The organism is Shinella zoogloeoides (assembly GCF_030733845.1).
Lineage (GTDB): Bacteria > Pseudomonadota > Alphaproteobacteria > Rhizobiales > Rhizobiaceae > Shinella > Shinella zoogloeoides_C.
Genome location: NZ_CP132311.1, coordinates 2,982,266 through 3,001,036, shown reverse-complemented (window position 1 = coordinate 3,001,036; position 18,771 = coordinate 2,982,266). Strand labels below are relative to the sequence as shown.

At 66.5% G+C, this 18,771-nt stretch carries 16 protein-coding genes; 11 read left to right on the top strand and 5 right to left on the bottom strand.

The features are described from left to right. Positions 1–80: 80 nt before the first annotated feature. From paaK to paaG, 3 genes are all read right to left on the bottom strand, one after another. Positions 81–1,391, bottom strand: coding sequence for a phenylacetate--CoA ligase PaaK (paaK, locus tag Q9316_RS15740; RefSeq protein WP_306032518.1), 1,311 nt, complete (start codon positions 1,389–1,391; stop codon positions 81–83). Between the two features lie 82 nt (positions 1,392–1,473). Continuing rightward, positions 1,474–1,914, bottom strand: coding sequence for a hydroxyphenylacetyl-CoA thioesterase PaaI (gene paaI, locus Q9316_RS15735; RefSeq protein ID WP_306032517.1), 441 nt, complete (start codon positions 1,912–1,914; stop codon positions 1,474–1,476). Further along, on the bottom strand, positions 1,911–2,699 hold the full coding sequence (gene paaG / locus Q9316_RS15730) for a 2-(1,2-epoxy-1,2-dihydrophenyl)acetyl-CoA isomerase PaaG (protein ID WP_306032516.1): 789 nt from the start codon (positions 2,697–2,699) through the stop codon (positions 1,911–1,913). Before paaG ends, paaI begins: the two co-directional genes overlap by 4 nt. A 100-nt stretch (positions 2,700–2,799) precedes the next feature. Here paaG and paaN point away from each other — a divergent pair, with 100 nt between their 5' ends. From paaN to Q9316_RS15680, 10 genes are all read left to right on the top strand, one after another. Next, a complete protein-coding gene (gene paaN / locus Q9316_RS15725; RefSeq protein WP_306032515.1) occupies positions 2,800–4,461 on the top strand; it encodes a phenylacetic acid degradation protein PaaN in 1,662 nt (553 codons plus the stop codon). A 49-nt stretch (positions 4,462–4,510) separates the two neighbouring features. Further along, complete coding sequence (locus Q9316_RS15720; protein ID WP_306032514.1) at positions 4,511–5,662, top strand: ABC transporter substrate-binding protein; 1,152 nt, start codon at positions 4,511–4,513, stop codon at positions 5,660–5,662. A gap of 70 nt (positions 5,663–5,732) precedes the next feature. Then, positions 5,733–6,605, top strand: coding sequence for a branched-chain amino acid ABC transporter permease (locus tag Q9316_RS15715; protein WP_306032513.1), 873 nt, complete (start codon positions 5,733–5,735; stop codon positions 6,603–6,605). A 2-nt stretch (positions 6,606–6,607) separates the two neighbouring features. After that, positions 6,608–7,564, top strand: coding sequence for a branched-chain amino acid ABC transporter permease (locus Q9316_RS15710; RefSeq protein ID WP_306032512.1), 957 nt, complete (start codon positions 6,608–6,610; stop codon positions 7,562–7,564). Further along, positions 7,561–8,346, top strand: a complete 786-nt coding sequence (locus Q9316_RS15705; RefSeq protein ID WP_306032511.1) for an ABC transporter ATP-binding protein — start codon at positions 7,561–7,563, stop codon at positions 8,344–8,346. The genes Q9316_RS15710 and Q9316_RS15705 overlap by 4 nt, the downstream gene beginning before the upstream one ends. Beyond that, a complete protein-coding gene (locus tag Q9316_RS15700; RefSeq protein ID WP_306032510.1) occupies positions 8,333–9,034 on the top strand; it encodes an ABC transporter ATP-binding protein in 702 nt (233 codons plus the stop codon). Before Q9316_RS15705 ends, Q9316_RS15700 begins: the two co-directional genes overlap by 14 nt. Positions 9,035–9,038: 4 nt before the next feature. After that, complete coding sequence (locus tag Q9316_RS15695; RefSeq protein WP_306032509.1) at positions 9,039–11,099, top strand: 3-hydroxyacyl-CoA dehydrogenase NAD-binding domain-containing protein; 2,061 nt, start codon at positions 9,039–9,041, stop codon at positions 11,097–11,099. A gap of 78 nt (positions 11,100–11,177) precedes the next feature. After that, positions 11,178–12,104 carry a helix-turn-helix domain-containing protein gene (locus Q9316_RS15690; protein WP_306032508.1) on the top strand — a complete coding sequence of 309 codons (927 nt, stop codon included), beginning with the start codon at positions 11,178–11,180 and terminating at the stop codon, positions 12,102–12,104. Positions 12,105–12,220: 116 nt separating this feature from the next. Continuing rightward, complete coding sequence (locus tag Q9316_RS15685) at positions 12,221–13,627, top strand: aldehyde dehydrogenase family protein (RefSeq protein WP_306032507.1); 1,407 nt, start codon at positions 12,221–12,223, stop codon at positions 13,625–13,627. A 28-nt stretch (positions 13,628–13,655) separates the two neighbouring features. Continuing rightward, on the top strand, positions 13,656–15,629 hold the full coding sequence (locus Q9316_RS15680; RefSeq protein WP_306032506.1) for a copper amine oxidase: 1,974 nt from the start codon (positions 13,656–13,658) through the stop codon (positions 15,627–15,629). Between the two features lie 38 nt (positions 15,630–15,667). Here the strand turns inward: Q9316_RS15680 and Q9316_RS15675 are convergent, their stop codons facing one another. Together Q9316_RS15675 and Q9316_RS15670 are read right to left on the bottom strand one after the other, a co-directional pair. Beyond that, positions 15,668–17,044, bottom strand: a complete 1,377-nt coding sequence (locus Q9316_RS15675; RefSeq protein WP_306035330.1) for an FAD-containing oxidoreductase — start codon at positions 17,042–17,044, stop codon at positions 15,668–15,670. After that, complete coding sequence (locus Q9316_RS15670) at positions 17,041–17,508, bottom strand: DUF4126 domain-containing protein (RefSeq protein WP_306032505.1); 468 nt, start codon at positions 17,506–17,508, stop codon at positions 17,041–17,043. Before Q9316_RS15670 ends, Q9316_RS15675 begins: the two co-directional genes overlap by 4 nt. A gap of 329 nt (positions 17,509–17,837) precedes the next feature. Between Q9316_RS15670 and osmF the strand changes: the two genes are divergently transcribed. Continuing rightward, a complete protein-coding gene (osmF, locus tag Q9316_RS15665; protein ID WP_306032504.1) occupies positions 17,838–18,749 on the top strand; it encodes a glycine betaine ABC transporter substrate-binding protein OsmF in 912 nt (303 codons plus the stop codon). Positions 18,750–18,771: the final 22 nt, after the last annotated feature.

Sequence of the window (18,771 nt, the reverse complement as noted above, 5' to 3'; positions counted from 1 at the left end):
TCGTTTCCGGCCGGCCCTGCTTCAGGAGGGCGGTTGCCCTCCTATACACAGTCAAGCCGGTGCCGGGCTATCCCGGCGGTTCATTCTTTCGGCCGGTTGTCGACCACCCGCTTGGCCTTGCCCTCGGAGCGGGCGACACCGCCCGGCTCGTGAACCGTGATCCTGGTGGAGACGCCCACGATGCTCTTGATGTGGTGGGCGAGTTCCCTCGACGATCCAGCGCGCGACGCCTCGTCGGCCGCCTCCAGCGTACATTCGACATGGACGGTCATGTTGTCCATACGACCGGCGCGCGTCAGTTCGATCTGGAAGTGCGGCGCAAGGCCGCGGCATTTGAGGATCTGCTCCTCGATCTGGGTCGGGAAGACGTTGACCCCGCGCAGGATCATCATGTCGTCGGAGCGGCCGGTGACCTTCTCCATGCGGCGCATGGAACGGGCGGTGCCGGGCAGGAGCCGCGTCAGGTCCCGCGTGCGGTAGCGGATGATCGGCAGGCCTTCCTTGGTCAGCGTGGTGAAGACCAGTTCGCCGATCTCGCCGTCGGGCAGCACCGCGCCCGTCTCCGGGTCGATGATCTCTGGGTAGAAATGGTCCTCCCAGATGTGCAGGCCGTCCTTCGTCTCGACGCATTCGTTGGCGACGCCCGGGCCCATGACCTCCGACAGGCCGTAGATGTCGACGGCGTGCATGTCGAAGGCCTGCTCGATCTCCTCACGCATGGCGTTGGTCCAGGGCTCGGCGCCGAAGATGCCGACGGCGAGCGAGCTTTCGCGCGGGTCGATGCCCTGGCGGCGGAACTCGTCGAGGATGGAGAGCATGTAGGAGGGCGTGACCATGATGATGCGCGGCTTGAAATCCTGCATCAGCGTCACCTGGCGCTCCGTCATGCCGCCGGAGATCGGCACCACCGTACAGCCGAGCTTTTCCGCGCCGTAATGGGCGCCGAGGCCGCCGGTGAAGAGGCCGTAGCCGTAGGCGATATGCGCGATGTCGCCGGCGCGGCCGCCCGAGGCGCGGATCGAGCGGGCGACGACGCTCGCCCAGATGTCGATGTCCTTCTGCGTGTAGCCGACGACGGTCGGCTTGCCGGTGGTGCCGGAGGAGGCGTGGATGCGCGCGAGCTTTTCCCGCGGCACGGCGAACATGCCGAAGGGATAGGTGTCGCGCAGGTCCTTCTTGGTGGTGAAGGGGAATTTGGCGAGATCGGCGAGCGTTTTGAGATCGGAGGGGTGGACGCCCGCCTCGTCGAAGCGCTGGCGATAGAAAGGTGAATTCTCGTAGGCGTGGGTCAGCGACCACGTCATGCGTTCTAGCTGCAGCGCGGAAATCTCGTCGCGGGAGGCCGTCTCGATCGCTTCGAGGTCTCCGGGGCGGGGGGAAAGGTCTTCCATGAATGTCTCCTCCGAGAATGCTGGATGGCACCGGCCTGTCCTTGGCTTTGCCGACTGGCCCCGCAAGGGACCATTCAGCGGCCTATTCCGGCAGATGGGTACCCTTGACTGTTCGCGAGTGGCCGCGGAATTCCGCGACGTGCTCGCCCTCCTGATTGGTGATGCGGATGTCGTAGATGCCGCCCCGTCCGCGGCGCGACGCCTCCCGCGCCGTCGCCGTCAGCCGGTCGCCCCTGAAGGCCGGCGCGATGTAGGTCACCGAACAGTGCTGGGCGACGGTGCGCTGGTTGTAGGTGTTGCAGGCAAAGGCGAAGGCGGAGTCCGCCAGCGTGAAGATGTAGCCGCCATGGCAGGTGCCGTGGCCGTTCGTCATGGTCTCGGCGACGGTCATGGCGATGACCGCCTCGCCGGGTGCGATGGAGACGAGCTCCATGCCGAGATGGCGCGTGGCGTTGTCGTCGTCCCACATCGCCCTGGCGCAGGCTTCGGCCAGCGCCTGCGGGGAAAGGCCGGCGGCGCTCATCTTCCCTTGAACTCCGGCTTGCGCTTTTCGAGGAAGGCGGAAACGCCCTCGGCATAGTCGGCGCTGCGGCCGGCCTCGCGCTGCAGGTCGCGTTCGAGGTCGAGCTGCTGATCGAGCGAATTGGTGGCGGCGGCCTGGATGGCGCGCTTCGTCATGCCGAGGCCGCGGGTCGGGCCGGCGGCAAGGCGGGCGGCGAGCGCGGTTGCCTCCTCCATCAGCCTGTCGTCGTCGACGGCGCGCCAGATGAGGCCCCAGTCGGCGGCGGTTTCGGCGCCGAGCGGTTCGGCGGTCAGCGCCAGCGCCTTGGCGCGTGCCTCGCCGATCAGGCGTGGCAGGCTCCAGGTGCCGCCGGAATCGGGCACGAGGCCGATCTTCGCGAAGGCCTGGATGAAGCGGGCCGAGCGGGCGGCGAGCGTGATGTCGCAGGCAAAGGCGATGTTGGCGCCGGCCCCGGCGGCAACGCCGTTGACGGCGCAGATAACGGGCTTTTCGAGGCTCCGGATGAGGCGGAGCAAGGGGTTGTAGAAGGTCTCGATCGTATGGCCGAGGTCGGGCACGCCCTTCTTCGGATCGCGGTCGCCGAGATCCTGGCCGGCCGAGAAGCCGCGGCCGGCGCCGGTCAGGAGCACCGCCCTGACGGCCTCGTCCGCATGAGCGCGCTCGAAGCCGGCGCGCAGCGCAAGATGCATCTCTTCGTTGAAGGCGTTGAGCTTGTCGGGGCGGTTCAGCGTAAGGGTGAGAACGCCATCGGCAAGCGCCGACAGAATGGTGTCGGAATTGGACATTGGACCTCCCTGTCGCCCTCCCACTGGCGACCGTAAAAAAACTCTTGCATAAACCGACCGGTCAGTCAATTATAAAAGCACTGACTGGGAGGAACAGGTCATGACCGGACTTTTCGAGCGCCATCGTCCGACGCTGGACGCCGCACTGGAAGCGGCTGCAAAGCGCGATTTCTGGTCGCCCTATCCGGAAGTGCCGAGCGGCAAGATCTATGGCGAAACCGCCAGGGACGATGGGCTTGCCGCTTACGAGGCCCGGCTCGGCAAGACGTTCGACCTCCCCGACCACCCTTCCGAGCGCACGGTCGGCGCGGAAGTCTCACCTTACGGACCGGCTCTCGGCATCGCCTATCCCGCAGCCTCCGTCGACATGCTGGTTTCCGCCTCGCGTGCCGCCGCCCCGCAATGGGCGGCCGCCGAGCCGCAGGTGCGTGTCGGCATCTGCCTTGAGATCCTCGCTCGCCTCAATGCCCGCAGCTTCGAGATGGCCAATGCCGTCATGCACACGACCGGCCAGGCCTTCGCCATGGCCTTCCAGGCCGGCGGCCCGCATGCGCAGGATCGCGGTCTGGAGGCCGTCGCCTATGCCCATGCCGAGATGACCCGCACGCCGCGGCAGGCGACCTGGACCAAGCAGCAGGGCAAGGGCGCGCCGATCGTCATGGAAAAGCACTGGCGCATCGTTCCGCGCGGCGTTGCGCTGGTGATCGGCTGCAATACCTTCCCGACCTGGAACAGCTATCCGGGGCTTTTCGCCAGCCTTGCCACCGGCAACACCGTCATCGTCAAGCCGCATCCGGCGGCGATCCTGCCGCTCGCCATCACCGTGGAGATCATCAGGCAGGTGCTGGTGGAAGAAGGCTTTGCGGCCGATATAGTGCTGCTTGCCACAGACGAGCCCGGCTCCGAGATCACCAAGGACCTCGTCCGCCATCCGGCCATCGCCATCGTCGACTATACCGGCTCCAACAGCTTCGGGAGCTGGGTGCGCGAAAATGCCGGCAATGCGGACGTCTACACGGAAGAGGCTGGCGTCAATTCCATCGTCATCGGCGCCACCGACGACTTTGCCGGCATGTGCGGCAACATCGCCTTCTCGCTGTCGCTCTATTCCGGCCAGATGTGCACGGCACCGCAGGATATCTTCGTGCCGCGCGGCGGCATCGCGACGAACGAGGGGCACAAGAGCTTCGACGAGGTCGCGGCCGGCATCGCCGCCGCCGTCGACGGGCTGCTTGCCGATCCGGCCCGCGCGGCCGGCGTCTGCGGGGCCATCGCCAATCCCGCGACGCTCGCCCGCATCGCGACCGTCCGGCCGCTCGGCCGCATCGTGCGCGATTCCGCGCCGGTCGAAGGGCTGGACGATGCGCGCACGGCGACCCCGCTGATCCTCGCCGTCGACGCGTCGGATGGTGAGGCTTATGGGCAGGAGCGCTTCGGCCCCATCACCTTCGTCGTCACCGTCGATGACGCCGCCGAGGGCGTGGACCGCGCCGCGGAGCTTGCCGAGCGCAAGGGCGCGATCACCGCCGCGCTCTACGCCACCGACGAGGCGCAGATCCTTGCCGCCGCCGATCGCTTTGCAACGGCGGGCGTCAATCTTTCGGTCAACCTGACCGGCGGCATCTATGTGAACCAGAGCGCCGCCTTCAGCGATTTCCACGTCACCGGTGCCAATCCGGCGGGCAATGCCAGCCTGACGGATGCGGCTTTCGTCGCGAACCGGTTCCGCGTGGCGATGTGGCGCCGCCCTGCGGCGGCGTGAGAGGAGTTTTCGCTTTAACCCTTTGTCTTTGTTGGGAGGAGAAACCGACATGAAATTTTCGCTCACCACCACGGCGCTTGCCGGCACCCTGGCGCTGGTCCTCGGCCTTGCCGCGCCCGCTTTTGCCGGCATCAAGATCGGCGCCACCATTTCCGAGACCGGCCCCGCCTCCTTCCTCGGCGATCCGGAAGCCAAGACGCTGAAGATGCTGGTCGAGGAGATTAACGCGGCCGGCGGCGTCAACGGCGAGAAGCTGGAGCTCGTCATCTATGACGACGGCGGCGACCCGAACAAGGCGCGCACCTTCGCGACCCGCCTCGTCGAGGACGACGAAGTGGTCGCCGTGATCGGCGGCACGACCACCGGCACATCCATGGCCATCATCCCGGTCTTCGAGGATGCCGAAGTGCCGTTCATCTCGCTTGCCGGCGCCATCGAGATCATCGATCCGGTGCAGCCCTATACCTTCAAGACGCCGCACACCGATCGCATGGCCTGCGCGAAGATCTTTGAGGACATGAAGAAGGCCGGCATCACGAAGATCGGCATGATCTCCGGCTCCGACGGGTTCGGCGCCTCCATGAAGAAGCAGTGCCTGGAGATCATCGGCGAATACGGCATCGAGGTCCTTGCCGACGAGACCTACGGCCCGACCGATGCCGACATGACGCCGCAGCTCACCAACATCAAGGGCAAGGAGGGCATCCAGGCCGTGCTCAACCCCGGCTTCGGCCAGGGACCGGCGATCGTCACGCGCAACTATGCCCAGCTTGCCGTTGGCCTGCCGCTCTACCAGTCGCATGGCGTCGCCTCGGACGGCTTCATCGAGCTTGCCGGCGCGGACGCGGCCGAAGGCGTGCGCCTGCCGGGCACGGCGCTGCTCGTTGCCGGCCTGCTGCCGGAAAGCGACCCGCAGCGTGCGGTCGTCGTCGCCTACAAGGAAGCCTACGAGAAGGCGACCGGCAAGCCGGTCTCGACCTTCGGCGGCTATGCCCATGACGCGCTGCGCATCCTCGTCGATGCCATCACGCGGGCGGGCAGTGCCGAGCCCGCGGCCATCCGCGATGCGATCGAGGGAACGAAGGGTCTTGTCGGGACCACGGGCACCGTCACCATGACGGCCGAGGACCATCTCGGCCTCGACCTCTCGGCCTTCCGCATGCTGCAGATCGAAAAGGGCGGCTGGAAGATCGTCGAGTAATCGAGCCCGCCGGCCCGCTCCGAGAAGGATGGGGCCGGCGGAAACCGTCGCTCGGAACGCGGAGGCATCCATGCCCGAACTCCTGCAATTTCTCCTCTCCGGGATCACGGTCGGCGCCGTCTATGCGCTGGTCGCCCTCGGCTTCACGATCATCTACAATGCCTCCGATGTCGTGAACTTCGCCCAGGGCGAATTCGTCATGCTCGGCGGCATGATCACCTTCTTCGCCCATGCCGCGGGCCTGCCGCTGCCGCTTGCCGCGCTCATCGCCATCGTCGCGACGGCGGCCATCGGCGTGGCGCTCAACAAGCTTGCCATCGAGCCGGCGCGCGGGGCGCCGGTCGTCTCGCTCATCATCATCACCATCGGCGCGTCCATCTTCATCCGCGGCGCGACGCAGCTCGTCTTCGACAAGCAGATCCACCGCTTCCCGGCCTTTTCCGGCGACCAGCCGATCCTCGTCGGCGGCGCGACCATCCTGCCGCAGAGCCTGTGGGTGATTGCCGGCGCGCTTGCCGTCTTCGTCTGTCTCTGGCTGTTCTTCACGCGCACGCTGATCGGCCACGCCGTGCTGGCGACGGCGAACAACCGCGTGGCCGCGCAGCTCGTCGGCATCAACACCAATTACGTGATGACGCTCTCCTTCGCCATGTCCGCCGCCATCGGCGCGCTTGCCGGCGTGCTGGTGACGCCGATCACGCTGACGAGCTACGATGTTGGCCTCGCGCTGGCCCTCAAGGGCTTTGCCGCCGCCATGCTCGGCGGCATGGGCAATCCCAAGGGCGCGCTGGTCGGCGGCCTGCTGCTCGGCGTGCTGGAGGCGATGACGGCGGGCTATATCAGCTCGCAATACAAGGATGCGGCCGCCTTCGTCGTCATCCTCGCCGTGCTTTTCGCCATGCCGCAGGGCCTCTTCGGCCGCAAGTCGACGGATCGGGTGTGACCATGCGGCTCTCCAGCAAGGCGACCATGCTTCTCATCCTCGCCGCGGTCATCGCCGTCGCGCCGGTCTTCTTCCCGTCGTCCTACTATTTCCGCGTCGGCTCGCTGATCTTCGTCAACGGGGTTGCGGTGACGGGCCTCGTCATCCTCATCGGCTATGCCGGCCAGATCAGTCTGGGCCATGCGGGTTTCGCCGGCATCGGCGCCTATGCCTGCGCGCTCGCGCCGGCCCATCTCGGCTGGCATCCGGCGCTGGCAGCCCTGCTCGGGGCACTTCTTTCGGCAGCCATCGCCTATCTCGTCGGCCGGCCGATCCTGCGTCTCAAGGGCTATTACCTCGCCGTCGCCAGCCTCGGCTTCGGCATCCTCGTCTCCATGGTCCTGTCGAACGAGGCGCAGCTCACCGGCGGGCCCGACGGCATGGCGGTGCCGGAACTCGGCCTGCGCGCCGTCCTCAAGGCCATCGGCATCGACCTCTCCAACACCGAGTTCTGGTATGCCTTCTCCGGCCTCGTGCTGGTGCTCGGCGCGTGGCTCGCGCTCAACCTCTACCACAGCCCCACAGGCCGGGCGCTCCGGGCGCTGCACGGTTCGGAGATCGCCGCCCGCACGGTCGGCGTCGACGTCGCGCATTACAAGCTCGTCGCCTTCGTCATCTCGGCGGTCTATGCCTCGGTGTCGGGCTCGCTGCTGGCGCTGCAGAACAAGTTCATCACGCCCGATGTCGCCGGCTTCATGCACTCCATCGAGATGGTCACCATGACGGTGCTCGGCGGGGCGGGGTCCGTGCTCGGGGCCATCCTCGGCGCGGCGATCCTGACGACATTGCCGCAGGTGCTGACGATCTTCCAGGAATACGAACAGCTCATGCTCGGCCTCGTCATGATGCTCGTGATGATCTTCATGCGCGAGGGCCTGCTGCCCTCCATCGGCCGCCGCATCCGGGGGAGGGGAGAATGAGCCTGCTTCAGATCGAAGGTCTCGGGATCGATTTCGGCGGCCTGCGCGCCGTCAACGATGTCGGCTTCTCGTTAAAACCCGGCGAGATCGTCTCCGTCATCGGCCCGAACGGGGCCGGCAAGACGACGCTGTTCAACATGATTTCAGGCGTCTATGCCCCGGCGCGCGGCCGCGTCGCGCTGGATGGCGAGGACGTCACGCGCATGCCGCCGCACCTGCTCGCCCGACGCGGCCTGTCGCGCACCTTCCAGAACTTGCAGATATTCCAGTCAATGAGCGTGCTCGAAAACGCCGTCGCCGGCCATCACCTGCATGAGCGCGGTTCGGTCTTCGCCGATCTCTTCTCGCTGCCCGCCGCGCGCCGGCGCAGCAAGGCATCTGAAGAGAGCGCCCGCACACTGCTGGAGCGCGTTGGCCTCGGCCGTGCCGCCGAGCAGGAGGCGGGCTCGCTCTCCTACGGCGCGCTGAAGCGTCTGGAAATCGCCCGCGCGCTGGCGCTGAAGCCGCGCGTGCTGCTGCTCGACGAGCCGGCCGCCGGCTGCAATGCCGTCGAGACGGAGGAGATCGACCATCTCATCGCCAAGGTCGCGGCCGAGGGTGTTTCGATCCTGCTGGTGGAGCACGATATGAAGATGGTCATGCGCATTTCAAACCATATCGTGGTGCTCGATCATGGCGAGAAAATCGCCGAGGGCGAGCCGGCGGCGATCGCGCGCGATCCGCGCGTCGTCGAAGCCTATCTCGGTGCCCAGGCGGCGGAGGCCCAGAATGCTGACGGTTGAGGGACTGCGCTCGCGCTACGGCCGTATCGAGGTGCTGCACGGCATCGACCTCGATGTCGCCTCGGGCGAGATCGTCACGGTGGTGGGCGCGAACGGCGCGGGCAAGACGACGCTGCTCAAATGCCTCTCCGGCATCCAGCCGGTCTCGGCGGGCTCCATCCACTTCCGCGGGGAAGTGCTGACGACGGTGCCGGCGCATCGCCGCGTGCAACGGGGGCTCTCCCAGTCGCCGGAGGGCCGGCAGATCTTCACCAACCTCACGGTGGAGGAGAACCTGCGCCTCGGCGCCTATCTCTTTTCCGACGACAAGGTGGATCGCGATAGGGAAGACGCCTTCGCCATGTTCCCGATCCTGAAGGAAAAGCGCAACCTTGCGGCGGGCGGCCTTTCCGGCGGTCAGCAGCAGATGCTGGCGATCGCCCGCGCGCTGATGGCGCGCCCGTCCTGCCTGCTGCTCGACGAGCCGAGCATGGGTCTCGCCCCGATCCTCGTCGCGCAGATCTTCGACGTGGTGAAAAGCATGAAGGCGCTCGGCGTCACCGTGCTCCTCGTCGAGCAGAACGCCTTCGGCGCGCTCTCCGTCGCCGATCGCGGCTATGTCATGGAGACGGGGCGCATCACCATGTCCGGCCCCGCCGCCGACCTGATCGCGGACGAGCGCATCCGCGCCGCTTACCTGGGAATTTGACACCATGACCGTCACCATTGCCCGCGAAGACACCGTCGCCGTCGTCACTGTCGACAATCCGCCCGTCAACGCGCTGTCGCAGGCGCTGCGCCAGGCGCTCGTGGACGCGGTGGCGGAGCTCGACGCGGATGCGGCGGTCAGGGCCGTCGTGCTGATCTGCGCCGGCCGCACCTTCATTGCCGGGGCTGACGTCAACGAATTCGGCAAGCCGCCGCAGCCGCCGCACCTGCCGGATGTGGTGGCACGCATCGAAGGCGCGAGGAAACCCTGGGTCGCGGCGATCCATGGCAGCGCGCTCGGCGGCGGCCTCGAAGTGGCGCTCGGCTGCGCGTATCGCGTCGCGGTCCCCTCCGCCAGCCTCGGCCTGCCGGAAGTCAGGCTCGGCATCATCCCCGGTGCCGGCGGCACGGTGCGCTTGCCGCGCCTGATCGGCCCGGCCGCCGCCGTCGATCTGGTGACGGGCGGCAGCCCGGTCGGCGCGAGGAAGGCAGAGGGCCTCGGCCTCGTCGACGCGCTGATCGACGGCGACCTGCGCGCCGGTGCGATCGCCTTTGCAGGCGACATCGCCGGAAAGCCCGTCCCGCAGCCGATCTCCGAGCGTGTCGTGCCGCCAGTCGAAGCCGGCTTATGGGAGACCGCCGAAAAAGCCGTGGCCGCGAAGGCGAAGCGCGAGGTCGCCCCGCTCCGGGCGCTTGCCTCCGTGCGCAGGGCGAGCGAAGCGGATTTCGCAAGCGCCATGGCGTTCGAGCGCGAGACGTTTCTGGAGCTGCGCGGCTCGGCGCAGGCGGCGGCCCTGCGCCACGTCTTTTTCGCCGAGCGCGCCGCGCCGCGCCCGCCGGAGCTTGCCGGTATCACGCCGCGCGCCATCCGCTCCGCCGCCGTCATCGGTGGCGGAACGATGGGCGCGGGTATCGCTGCGGCACTGCGCGACGCCGGCCTCCCGGTGGTGCTGATCGAGCGCGACAAGGACGCGGTCGAGCGGGGGCTTGCCAATGTCCGCGCCATCTATGACGGGTCGGTGAAGCGCAACCGCATCCCGCAAGCCGTTGCGGACGAGCGCATGGCGGGTGTCGTCGGCGCAGACGATTATGATCTCCTTGCCGATACGGACCTCGTGATCGAGGCGGTCTTCGAGGATATCGACGTCAAGCGCGCGGTCTTCGCAAGGCTTTCGGAGATTTGCCGGCCGGATGCGGTGCTCGCCACCAACACGTCCTATCTCGACCCTAACGCCATCAGCGAGGGCGTCCGTCACCCGGAGCGATTCCTCGGCCTGCATTTCTTCAGCCCCGCCCATGTGATGAAGCTGCTGGAGATCGTGCCGACCGACGCGACCGCGCCGGAGGTGCTGGCCGCAGGCTTTGCACTGGCCCGCCAGCTCGGAAAGATCCCGGTGCGCGCCGGCATCTGCGACGGCTTCATCGGCAACCGCATCCTGAAGGTGACGCGCGCGCAGGCCGAGCGGCTTGTGCTGTCGGGTGCGACGCCCGCGTCGGTCGATGCCGCCATGCGCGCCTTTGGCCTGCCGATGGGACCTTTCGAGGCGCAGGACCTCGGCGGGCTCGACATCGCCGCCTTCCAGCGCAAGGCCGCCCGCGCACGCGGCGAAACGCCCTTCGCCCCCGTTGCCGACCGGCTCTGCGCCATCGAGCGATTCGGCCAGAAGTCCGCCGGCGGCTGGTACGACTACCAGCCGGGCGACCGCACGCCGAAACCGTCGGATGCCGTGGCGGCGATCATCGCGGAAGAGGCCGCGGGCCGGCCGCAGCGGCGGTGGGAGGAGGCGGAGATCGCCGACGCGATCGTCCTGCCGATGGTCAACGAGGCAACGCGAATCCTGGAGGAGCGCGTGGCCCTGCGCGCTGCCGATATCGACCTCGTCAAGATCCACGGCTACGGCTTTCCGCGCTGGCGCGGGGGGCCGATGCACTATGCCGAGGCGCGCGGCCTTGCCGCGGTCGTGGCCGTGCTCGACCGGCTTTCGGCGGACGGTCTGGCCGAGCCGCCGTGCGAAGGCCTGCGCCGGGCCGCTGAAGCCGGCGGTTTTTCGGCGCTCGCCGGGTGAGGGCGATAGGCAAGCGCTGCGGACTGTGATGAGATAGTTTTGGGAGAACAGGCATTCTGCTGGAGCCGGGAGGGCACGATGCAGTCGCTGATGACGCCGGGACACAAGCCGGTGCCGGTAGAAATCCTCGAAGCGGAGATCAGGCGGGTCTGCGGCTCGTTCGATCTGGAGCCCATGCGGCGGACGGGCGTCGTCAACGGCGACGTCGCCACGCGCCGCGTCGGGCCGTTCGATACGGCGATCGTCGCGCTCGATGCCTCCGAGGTCGCGCGCAACACCCGCTCCATCCGGCAGGATCCCGGCGAGCACTTCTTCCTGCTGGTGCAGGATGCCGGGCAATGTCGCGTCGAGCAGGGCGATCATGTCGCGGAGCTTTTGCCCGGCGACATGTTCCTTGTCGATTCCGTCAAGCCTTCGACCTTCCTCTATCGCGGCGAGCGCTCGAACCAGGTGTCGCTGCACATTCCGCGCGAGGAGATGGTGCACCGCTTCGGCACTCTCTGCACCGGGGGGCTTGCGATCTCGCGCGACGATCCGCTCTGGCTCGCCATGCGCGCCGTCATCGCCAAGATGCTGCTGGAGGAGGGCGCGCAGGCGCAGCTCGGCGAGGCGTTCCTCTGCCTCATTGGCGCCTACCTGCATTCGACGCGCGTCATGGGTGCCGCGACGCCGGCCGAGACGCTGCTGTCGCGCGCGCTGGCGATGATCGACCGCCACAGGGCCGATCCCGCCTTCGGGCCGCGTGAGCTTGCCGTCCGCCTCAACGTTTCGGAGCGCATGTTGCAGCGGCATTTCCGGCCGCTCGGCGAGACGCCCGGGCACAGGCTGCTCAACCGCCGGCTGGAGCTGGCCCATGCGCGGCTTTCCACCCGCAAGGGGGACCAGCTTGCCGAAGGCGTCACCGCCGTCGCCTTCGACTGCGGCTTCAACGACCTCTCCTATTTCTACCGCGAGTTCCGCAAGAAATACGGCACGACGCCGGGTGCGGTCGCGCGCTGCCATTGACGCTTTTGTCCAAAAGCCGGGACGGCGCCGTCCAAGTCTGACGCCCCGCCGCGGCCTATTCTTCGCCACCAGATATCCCTGCCGGAGGAGGCCGGGCGTTCATGGAGGAGGCGGAAATGATGGAATTCAAGGCAACCATCGGCGGCAAGCCGGCGCATGTCGGCTCGGACTTTGCCGTCCTCAATCCAGCGACGGGCGAGGAGGTCGGCCGCGCGCCGAACATGGGCGGCGCCGAGGTGGACGCGGCCGTCGCCATCGCCAAGGCGGCGTTCGCCTCTTGGTCGATGCTAAGCGACGAGGCCTTGCAGGCCGCCTGCGCCGCCGTCACGGCGAAGATCGAGGAGCACGCGGGCGAGCTGGCCGAGATCATCACGCTGGAGCAGGGCAAGCCGCTGAACGGCCTCGGCTCGCGCTGGGAGGTCGGCGGCGCCGTCGCCTGGGCGGGCTACACGGCCGGCCTCTCGCTGCCGGTCAAGGTGTTGCAGGACAACGAGCAGGGTCGGGTGGAGCTTGCCCGCAAGCCGCTCGGCGTCGTCGGCTCCATCACGCCGTGGAATTTTCCGGTGATGATCGCCGTCTGGCATATCCTTCCCGCGCTGCGCACGGGCAACACCGTCGTCGTCAAGCCCTCGCCCCATACGCCGCTCTCCACGCTGCGGCTCGTCGAGATCATGAACGAGGTGCTGCCGCCGGGCGTGGTCAACGTGGTGACGGGCGATGACAGGGCGTTCAATCTCGGCGCCGCGATGTCGGCTCATCCCGATATCCGCAAGATCGTCTTCACCGGCTCCTGCGCCACCGGGCAGAAGGTCATGCAATCCGCCGCCGAGACGATGAAGCGGCTGACGCTGGAACTGGGCGGCAACGATGCGGGCATCGTGCTGCCGGATGCGGACCCGGCGAAGATCGCCGAAGGCCTCTTCTGGGGCGCCTTCATCAACAACGGCCAGACCTGCGCGGCGATGAAGCGGCTCTATGTGCATGAAGATATCCACGACGCCGTCTGCGATGCGCTCGTCGCCTATGCCAGGAACATCCCGGTCGGCAACGGCATGGAGGAGGCGAGCATTCTCGGGCCAGTCCAGAACCGCATGCAGTTCGACAAGGTCGAGCGTCTCGTCGCCGATGCCAGGGGGCGGGGGAAGGTGCTGCTCGGCGGCGAGCCGGGCGAGGGCCTGTTCTTCCCGCCGACCATCATTGCCGGGCTTCGCAACGGCGACGCGCTGGTCGACGAGGAGCAGTTCGGCCCGGCGCTGCCGATCATCCGCTATTCCGACATCGAGGAGGCGATCCGGCTCGCGAACGACAGCCCCAACGGGCTCGGCGGCTCCGTCTGGTCATCGGATATCGCGACCGCGAAGAAAGTGGCGGGGCGTCTCGCCTGCGGCTCCGTCTGGATCAACAAGCACGGCGCCATCCAGCCGAACGCGCCCTTCGGCGGCGTGAAGGCCTCCGGCTTCGGCGTCGAGTTCGCGGAGGAAGGGCTTGCCGAATACACCGACATCCAGGTGGTCTTCAGCTGAGTGAAATAAGGGAAAAGAGGGAACGATCATGAGACTGATAAAACATTTCGCCGCGACGGCGCTGGCCTTCGGCCTTGCCGCCACCGCAGCCGCCGCCCACCCGCTGGACGGTCTGACCGCCGAGGAATACCAGAAGATCAACCAGATCCTGCGCGGCGAGAAGCTCGCTGACGACAACACGCTCTATCCGCTGATCGAGCTGAAGGAGCCGGCCAAGGCCGATGTGCTCGCCTGGAAGGAGGGCGACGGCCTCGACCGCAAGGCGACGGTCTTCCTCACCAGCAAGGACGGTTTCAGCGAGGCGGTCGTCAACATCACCAAGGGCACGGTCGAGAGCAACGAGAAGACCAAGGGCCAGCCCATGGTGCTCTTCACCGAGTTCATGAACGCGCTGGAGGGCGCGCTCGGCCATCCGGACATGGTGGCGGGGCTTGCCAAGCGCGGACTGAAGCCGGAGCAGGCCTTCTGCCTGCCGCTGACGGGCGGCAACTTCTTCACCGAGGAATACCAGAATTCCCGTCTGATGAAGGTGCCGTGCTACCGGGTGCCGGAAGGCTCCAACTTCTATGCCAAGCCGATCGAGGGGCTTTTCGCCATCTACGACATCGGCAAGAAGGAAGTGCAGCGGGTCGTCGATATCGGCGTCGTCGACGTGCCGAAGGACGCCTGGGGCTATACCGAGGAAGAGGTCGCCAAGCGCGTGCCGCTGCGCCCGGAAATGAAGCCCGTCAAGCTCGTGCAGGAGGTTGGCCCGAACTACAAGATCGATGGCAGCCATCTCGAATGGGACATCTGGCGCTTCAACTTCCGCATCGACAAGCGGCCCGGCCTCGTTCTTTCCAACCTCGACGTCAACGATGACGGCACCTGGCGCTCGGTCATCTACCAGGCACACCTTTCCGAAGTCTTCGTGCCCTATATGGACCCGTCGGAAGGCTGGTACTGGCGCACCTACATGGACAGCGGGGAATATGGTTTCGGCCTGTTCCTGAGCCCCCTGCGCGCCGGCATCGACTGCCCCGCGCACGCCACCTTCCTGCCGGCAACGATTGCCGACGACAAGGGCGCGCCGCTCGTCATTCCCGACGCGATCTGCGTCTTCGAGCGCAATATCGGCGATCCGGCCTGGCGCCACTTTGAGGTCTTCGCCCAGACGCCGGAAAGCCCGGTTCCGGCGGAAGGCCGGCCGGCGACCGAGCTCGTCGTGCGCACGGCCTCGGAGGTCGGCAACTACGACTACCTCATCGACTACCGCCTGCAGCAGAACGGCCAGGTCAACATCTATGTCGGCGCGACCGGGCTCGATGCAGTGAAGGGCGTCGCCTCCACCTCGATGAAGGACGCGACGGCGAAGGCGGATACGGCCCATGGCACGCTGATCGCCCCGAATCTCGTTGCCGCCAATCATGACCACTATTTCAACTTCCGCATCGACTTCGACGTGGACCAGCCGGTGAACCATTTCTCGACCATGGACATCGTGCCGGCGAAGCTCGACGCATCGAGCCCGCGCAAGTCGATGTGGACGGTCGAACACAAGATGCCGCATACGGAAATGGAGGCGCGCTACAAGCTTTCGTCCATGCAGCCGCGCTATTTCCACATCTCCAATCCCTCGCGCGAAGGCTATCTCGGCCATGAGCCGGGCTACATGATCCACCACGGCGACGTTTCCTACGGCCCGTTCGATTTTGCGAACGACCCGCCGATGAAGCGCAATGCCTATATCGAATATTCTGTCTGGAATACGGTCTACGATCCGGAGCAGCGTTATGCCGGCGGCAAGTTCGCCATGCAGAGCGACGGGTCCGATACGCTCGCCGAGTGGGTGAAGAAGGACCAGAGCCTGATGGGCAAGGACATCGTCACCTGGTTCTCCGCCGGCTTCCATCACATCCCGCGCATGGAGGACTGGCCGGTCATGTCGACGGAGTGGAAGACCGTGCACATCATGCCGCACAATTTCTTCGCCCATAACCCGGCGCTGACGATCCGCAAGTAAGAACATGAAAGGCCCGGAATCCGATCCCGGGCCTTTCCTTATTCTGCGGGCTGCATATCGCCAAAGACGGTCGGGATTAGTTCCGACACGGTCGGGTGGATGTGCATTGCATGGGTGATGGTCGTGTATGGCTTGCCCGCATACATCACGTCGAGAATGCTCTGCACCGCCTCGTCCCCGCCGGTGCCGAGGATGGATGCACCGAGGATTTCCTTGGTCTGCGCGTCGGCGATCACCTTCATGAAGCCGAGCGTCTCGCCCTTTTCCTTCGCACGCCCCACCCGCGTCATGGGCCGCGTGCCGATCAGCAGCTTGCGGCCCGTCTTGCGCGCCTCGGTCTCGCTCATGCCGGCGCGCCCGAGCGGCGGGTCGATGTAGAGCGCGTAGGTCTGGATGCGGTCGCTCACCTTGCGCGGCTCGTTGTCGAGAAGGTTCGCTGCGACGATCTCGAAATCGTTGTAGGCCGTGTGGGTGAAGGCGCCGCGGCCGTTGCAGTCGCCCAGGGCGAAGATGCCCGGCACGTTCGTCTCCAGCCGCTCGTCGACCGTGATGTAGCCGCGTTTGTCGATCGCAACGCCGGCCTTGTCGAGACCGAGATCGTCCGTGTTCGGCCGCCTGCCGGTGGCAAGCAGGATATGGGAGCCGAGGATTTCCGGCGCGCCTGCCGTGCAGTCGACGCCGACCCCGACATCATTGCCGCGTTTGAAGAAGCGGATGCACTCCGCTCCGGTGCGAATGGTTATGTCTTCCCGCTCGAGAATGTCGCGTACGGCGGCGCTGACGTCCTCGTCCTCCCGCGCGATCAGTCGCGGCCCCTTCTCGACGACCGTCACCTTCGAACCGAAACGGCGGAACATCTGGGCGAATTCCAGCCCGATATAGCTGCCACCGACGACAATGAGATGTTCAGGCAGCTCCGTCAGGTCCATCATCGACACATTGTCGAGATGCGACACATCGGCGACACCGGGAAAATCCGGCACGACCGCCCGGCCGCCGACATTGAGGAAGATCTGTCCGGCGGACAGAAGCTCCTCGCCGACGCGGATTTCCGTCGGGCTCTCGAAGCGCGCATGGCCGCGCAGGAAGGTCAGGCCCGCCATCCCTTCCAACCAGTCCTCGTTGCCTTTGCGGGCGTCGAAGCGCACCTTGTCCTTGCGCGCCATGACCTTCTGAAAATCGATGGAGACGTCGCCCGTCACCACGCCGTAGTCGGCGCCGCGGCGGGCGAGATGGGCGGCATAGGCGCTGGCGACCATGGCCTTGGTCGGCATGCAGCCGGTGTTGACGCAGGTGCCGCCCACGAGCTTGCGCTCGATGAGGGCGACGGTCTTGCCCGCAGCCGTCAGGCGGGCAGCAAGCGACGGGCCGGCCTGGCCCGCGCCGACGATGATGGCGTCGAACCTGCGCATCAGAGCACCGACGAGACGACGAAGAGGCCGAGCAGAACGGCGACGGCGTCCTCCAGCAGCGCGATGGGCAGGTCCTTGCCGCCGGTGGCCGAAACGAGGCGCTGGCGGGCTTCCGCGCCGCCGAGCGTGCCGATCACGGCGCCGATGACGCCCGCGACAAGCCCGCCGACGAGCGAGCCGCCCACGGTGCCGATGACGGCGCCGCAGAAGCCGCCGCTGACGATGCGGGCGCCGAACTGCTGCGGCACCTTGCGGCTTGGTGTGCTCGGCAACTGGTCGGTGACGAATTCGACGAGTGCCAGTGCACCGAAGATATAGGGCGTGAAGCGATAGGCGAGGAAAGCGGCCCAGGTACCGGAAACCGGCAGCCAGCCGAGCGCCGCGCCGATGCTGACGGCCGCCGGCGCCGTCATGGCCCGAAGCCCCGCGACGATGCCGATCAGCAATGCGAGAATATAGATGCTCATTAGCCCCTCACGAAAATCTGTGCCGGACATCGGGCCCGCGATGGTTCCCGGCGGGTGATGAAATGCAATGCTGGAAAAATGAGAGTGGACCGACGCGAGAGTGTCGGATGCGACCGGCAATTGCAACGCGTTTCTGTTGCCAAAGCCCGTCTCCTCGCGCAATCTCGAAAGCGCTTTGAAGGCCGCAACAAATGGCGTGCATTTGCTCGCCGGTGCGGTCTATTTTTTGCGAATGCCTGCCATATATGAAATGCTTTGCCCGGACGGGCTTTCCCAAACGTGGTGAAAATGCCGCCGTGGGTTCCCGCACAAACGAAAGGTTTATTCTCATGCGCCCAGTCGTCAAATTCCTCGGAGCAGCGCTGGCCCTCGGCCTTGCCGCCGGTGCTGCCCAGGCCCAGGTCGTGGTCTCCTCGAAGATCGACACCGAAGGCGGGGTCCTCGGCAACATCATCCTCGCCGTGCTGAATGCCAACGGCGTCCAGACGACGGACCGTGTGCAGCTCGGCGCCACGCCGGTCGTGCGCAAGGCGATCACTGCCGGCGAGATCGACATCTATCCGGAATATACCGGCAATGCCGCCTTCTTCTTCGAGAAGGCCGAGGATCCGGCCTGGAAGGATGCCACCAAGGCCTATGAGCTTGCCAAGACGCTCGATTTCGACGCCAACAAGATCGTCTGGCTGACGCCTTCGCCCGCCAACAACACCTGGGCGATCGCGCTGCGCAAGGATGTCGCCGAGCCGAACAAGCTCGTGACGCTGACGGATTTCGGCAAATATGTCGCCGATGGCGGCCAGGTGGTGCTTGCCGCCTCGTCGGAATTCGTGAACTCGGCCGCGGCCCTGCCGGCGTTCCAGACGACCTACGGCTTCACGCTGAAGCCGGAACAGCTCATCACGCTTTCGGGCGGTGATACGGCCGCGACGATCGGCGCCGCCGCCAACCAGACGAACGGCGCCAATGCCGCCATGGTCTACGGCACGGACGGCGGCATCGCACCGTCGGGTCTCGTCGTCCTCGAAGACGACAAGGGCGTGCAGCCGGTCTACCAGCCCGCGCCGATCATCCGCGAGGAAGTGCTGAAGGCCAATCCGCAGATCGAGGAAATCCTGAAGCCCGTCTTCGAAAAACTCGATCTCGTGACGCTGCAGGACCTCAACGGTCGCGTTCAGGTCGGCGGCGAGCCGGCCAAGGCGGTCGCCGAGGACTTCCTCAAGAAGAACGGCTTCATCAAGTAAGCTGCCGTTACCCTCTGCCCGT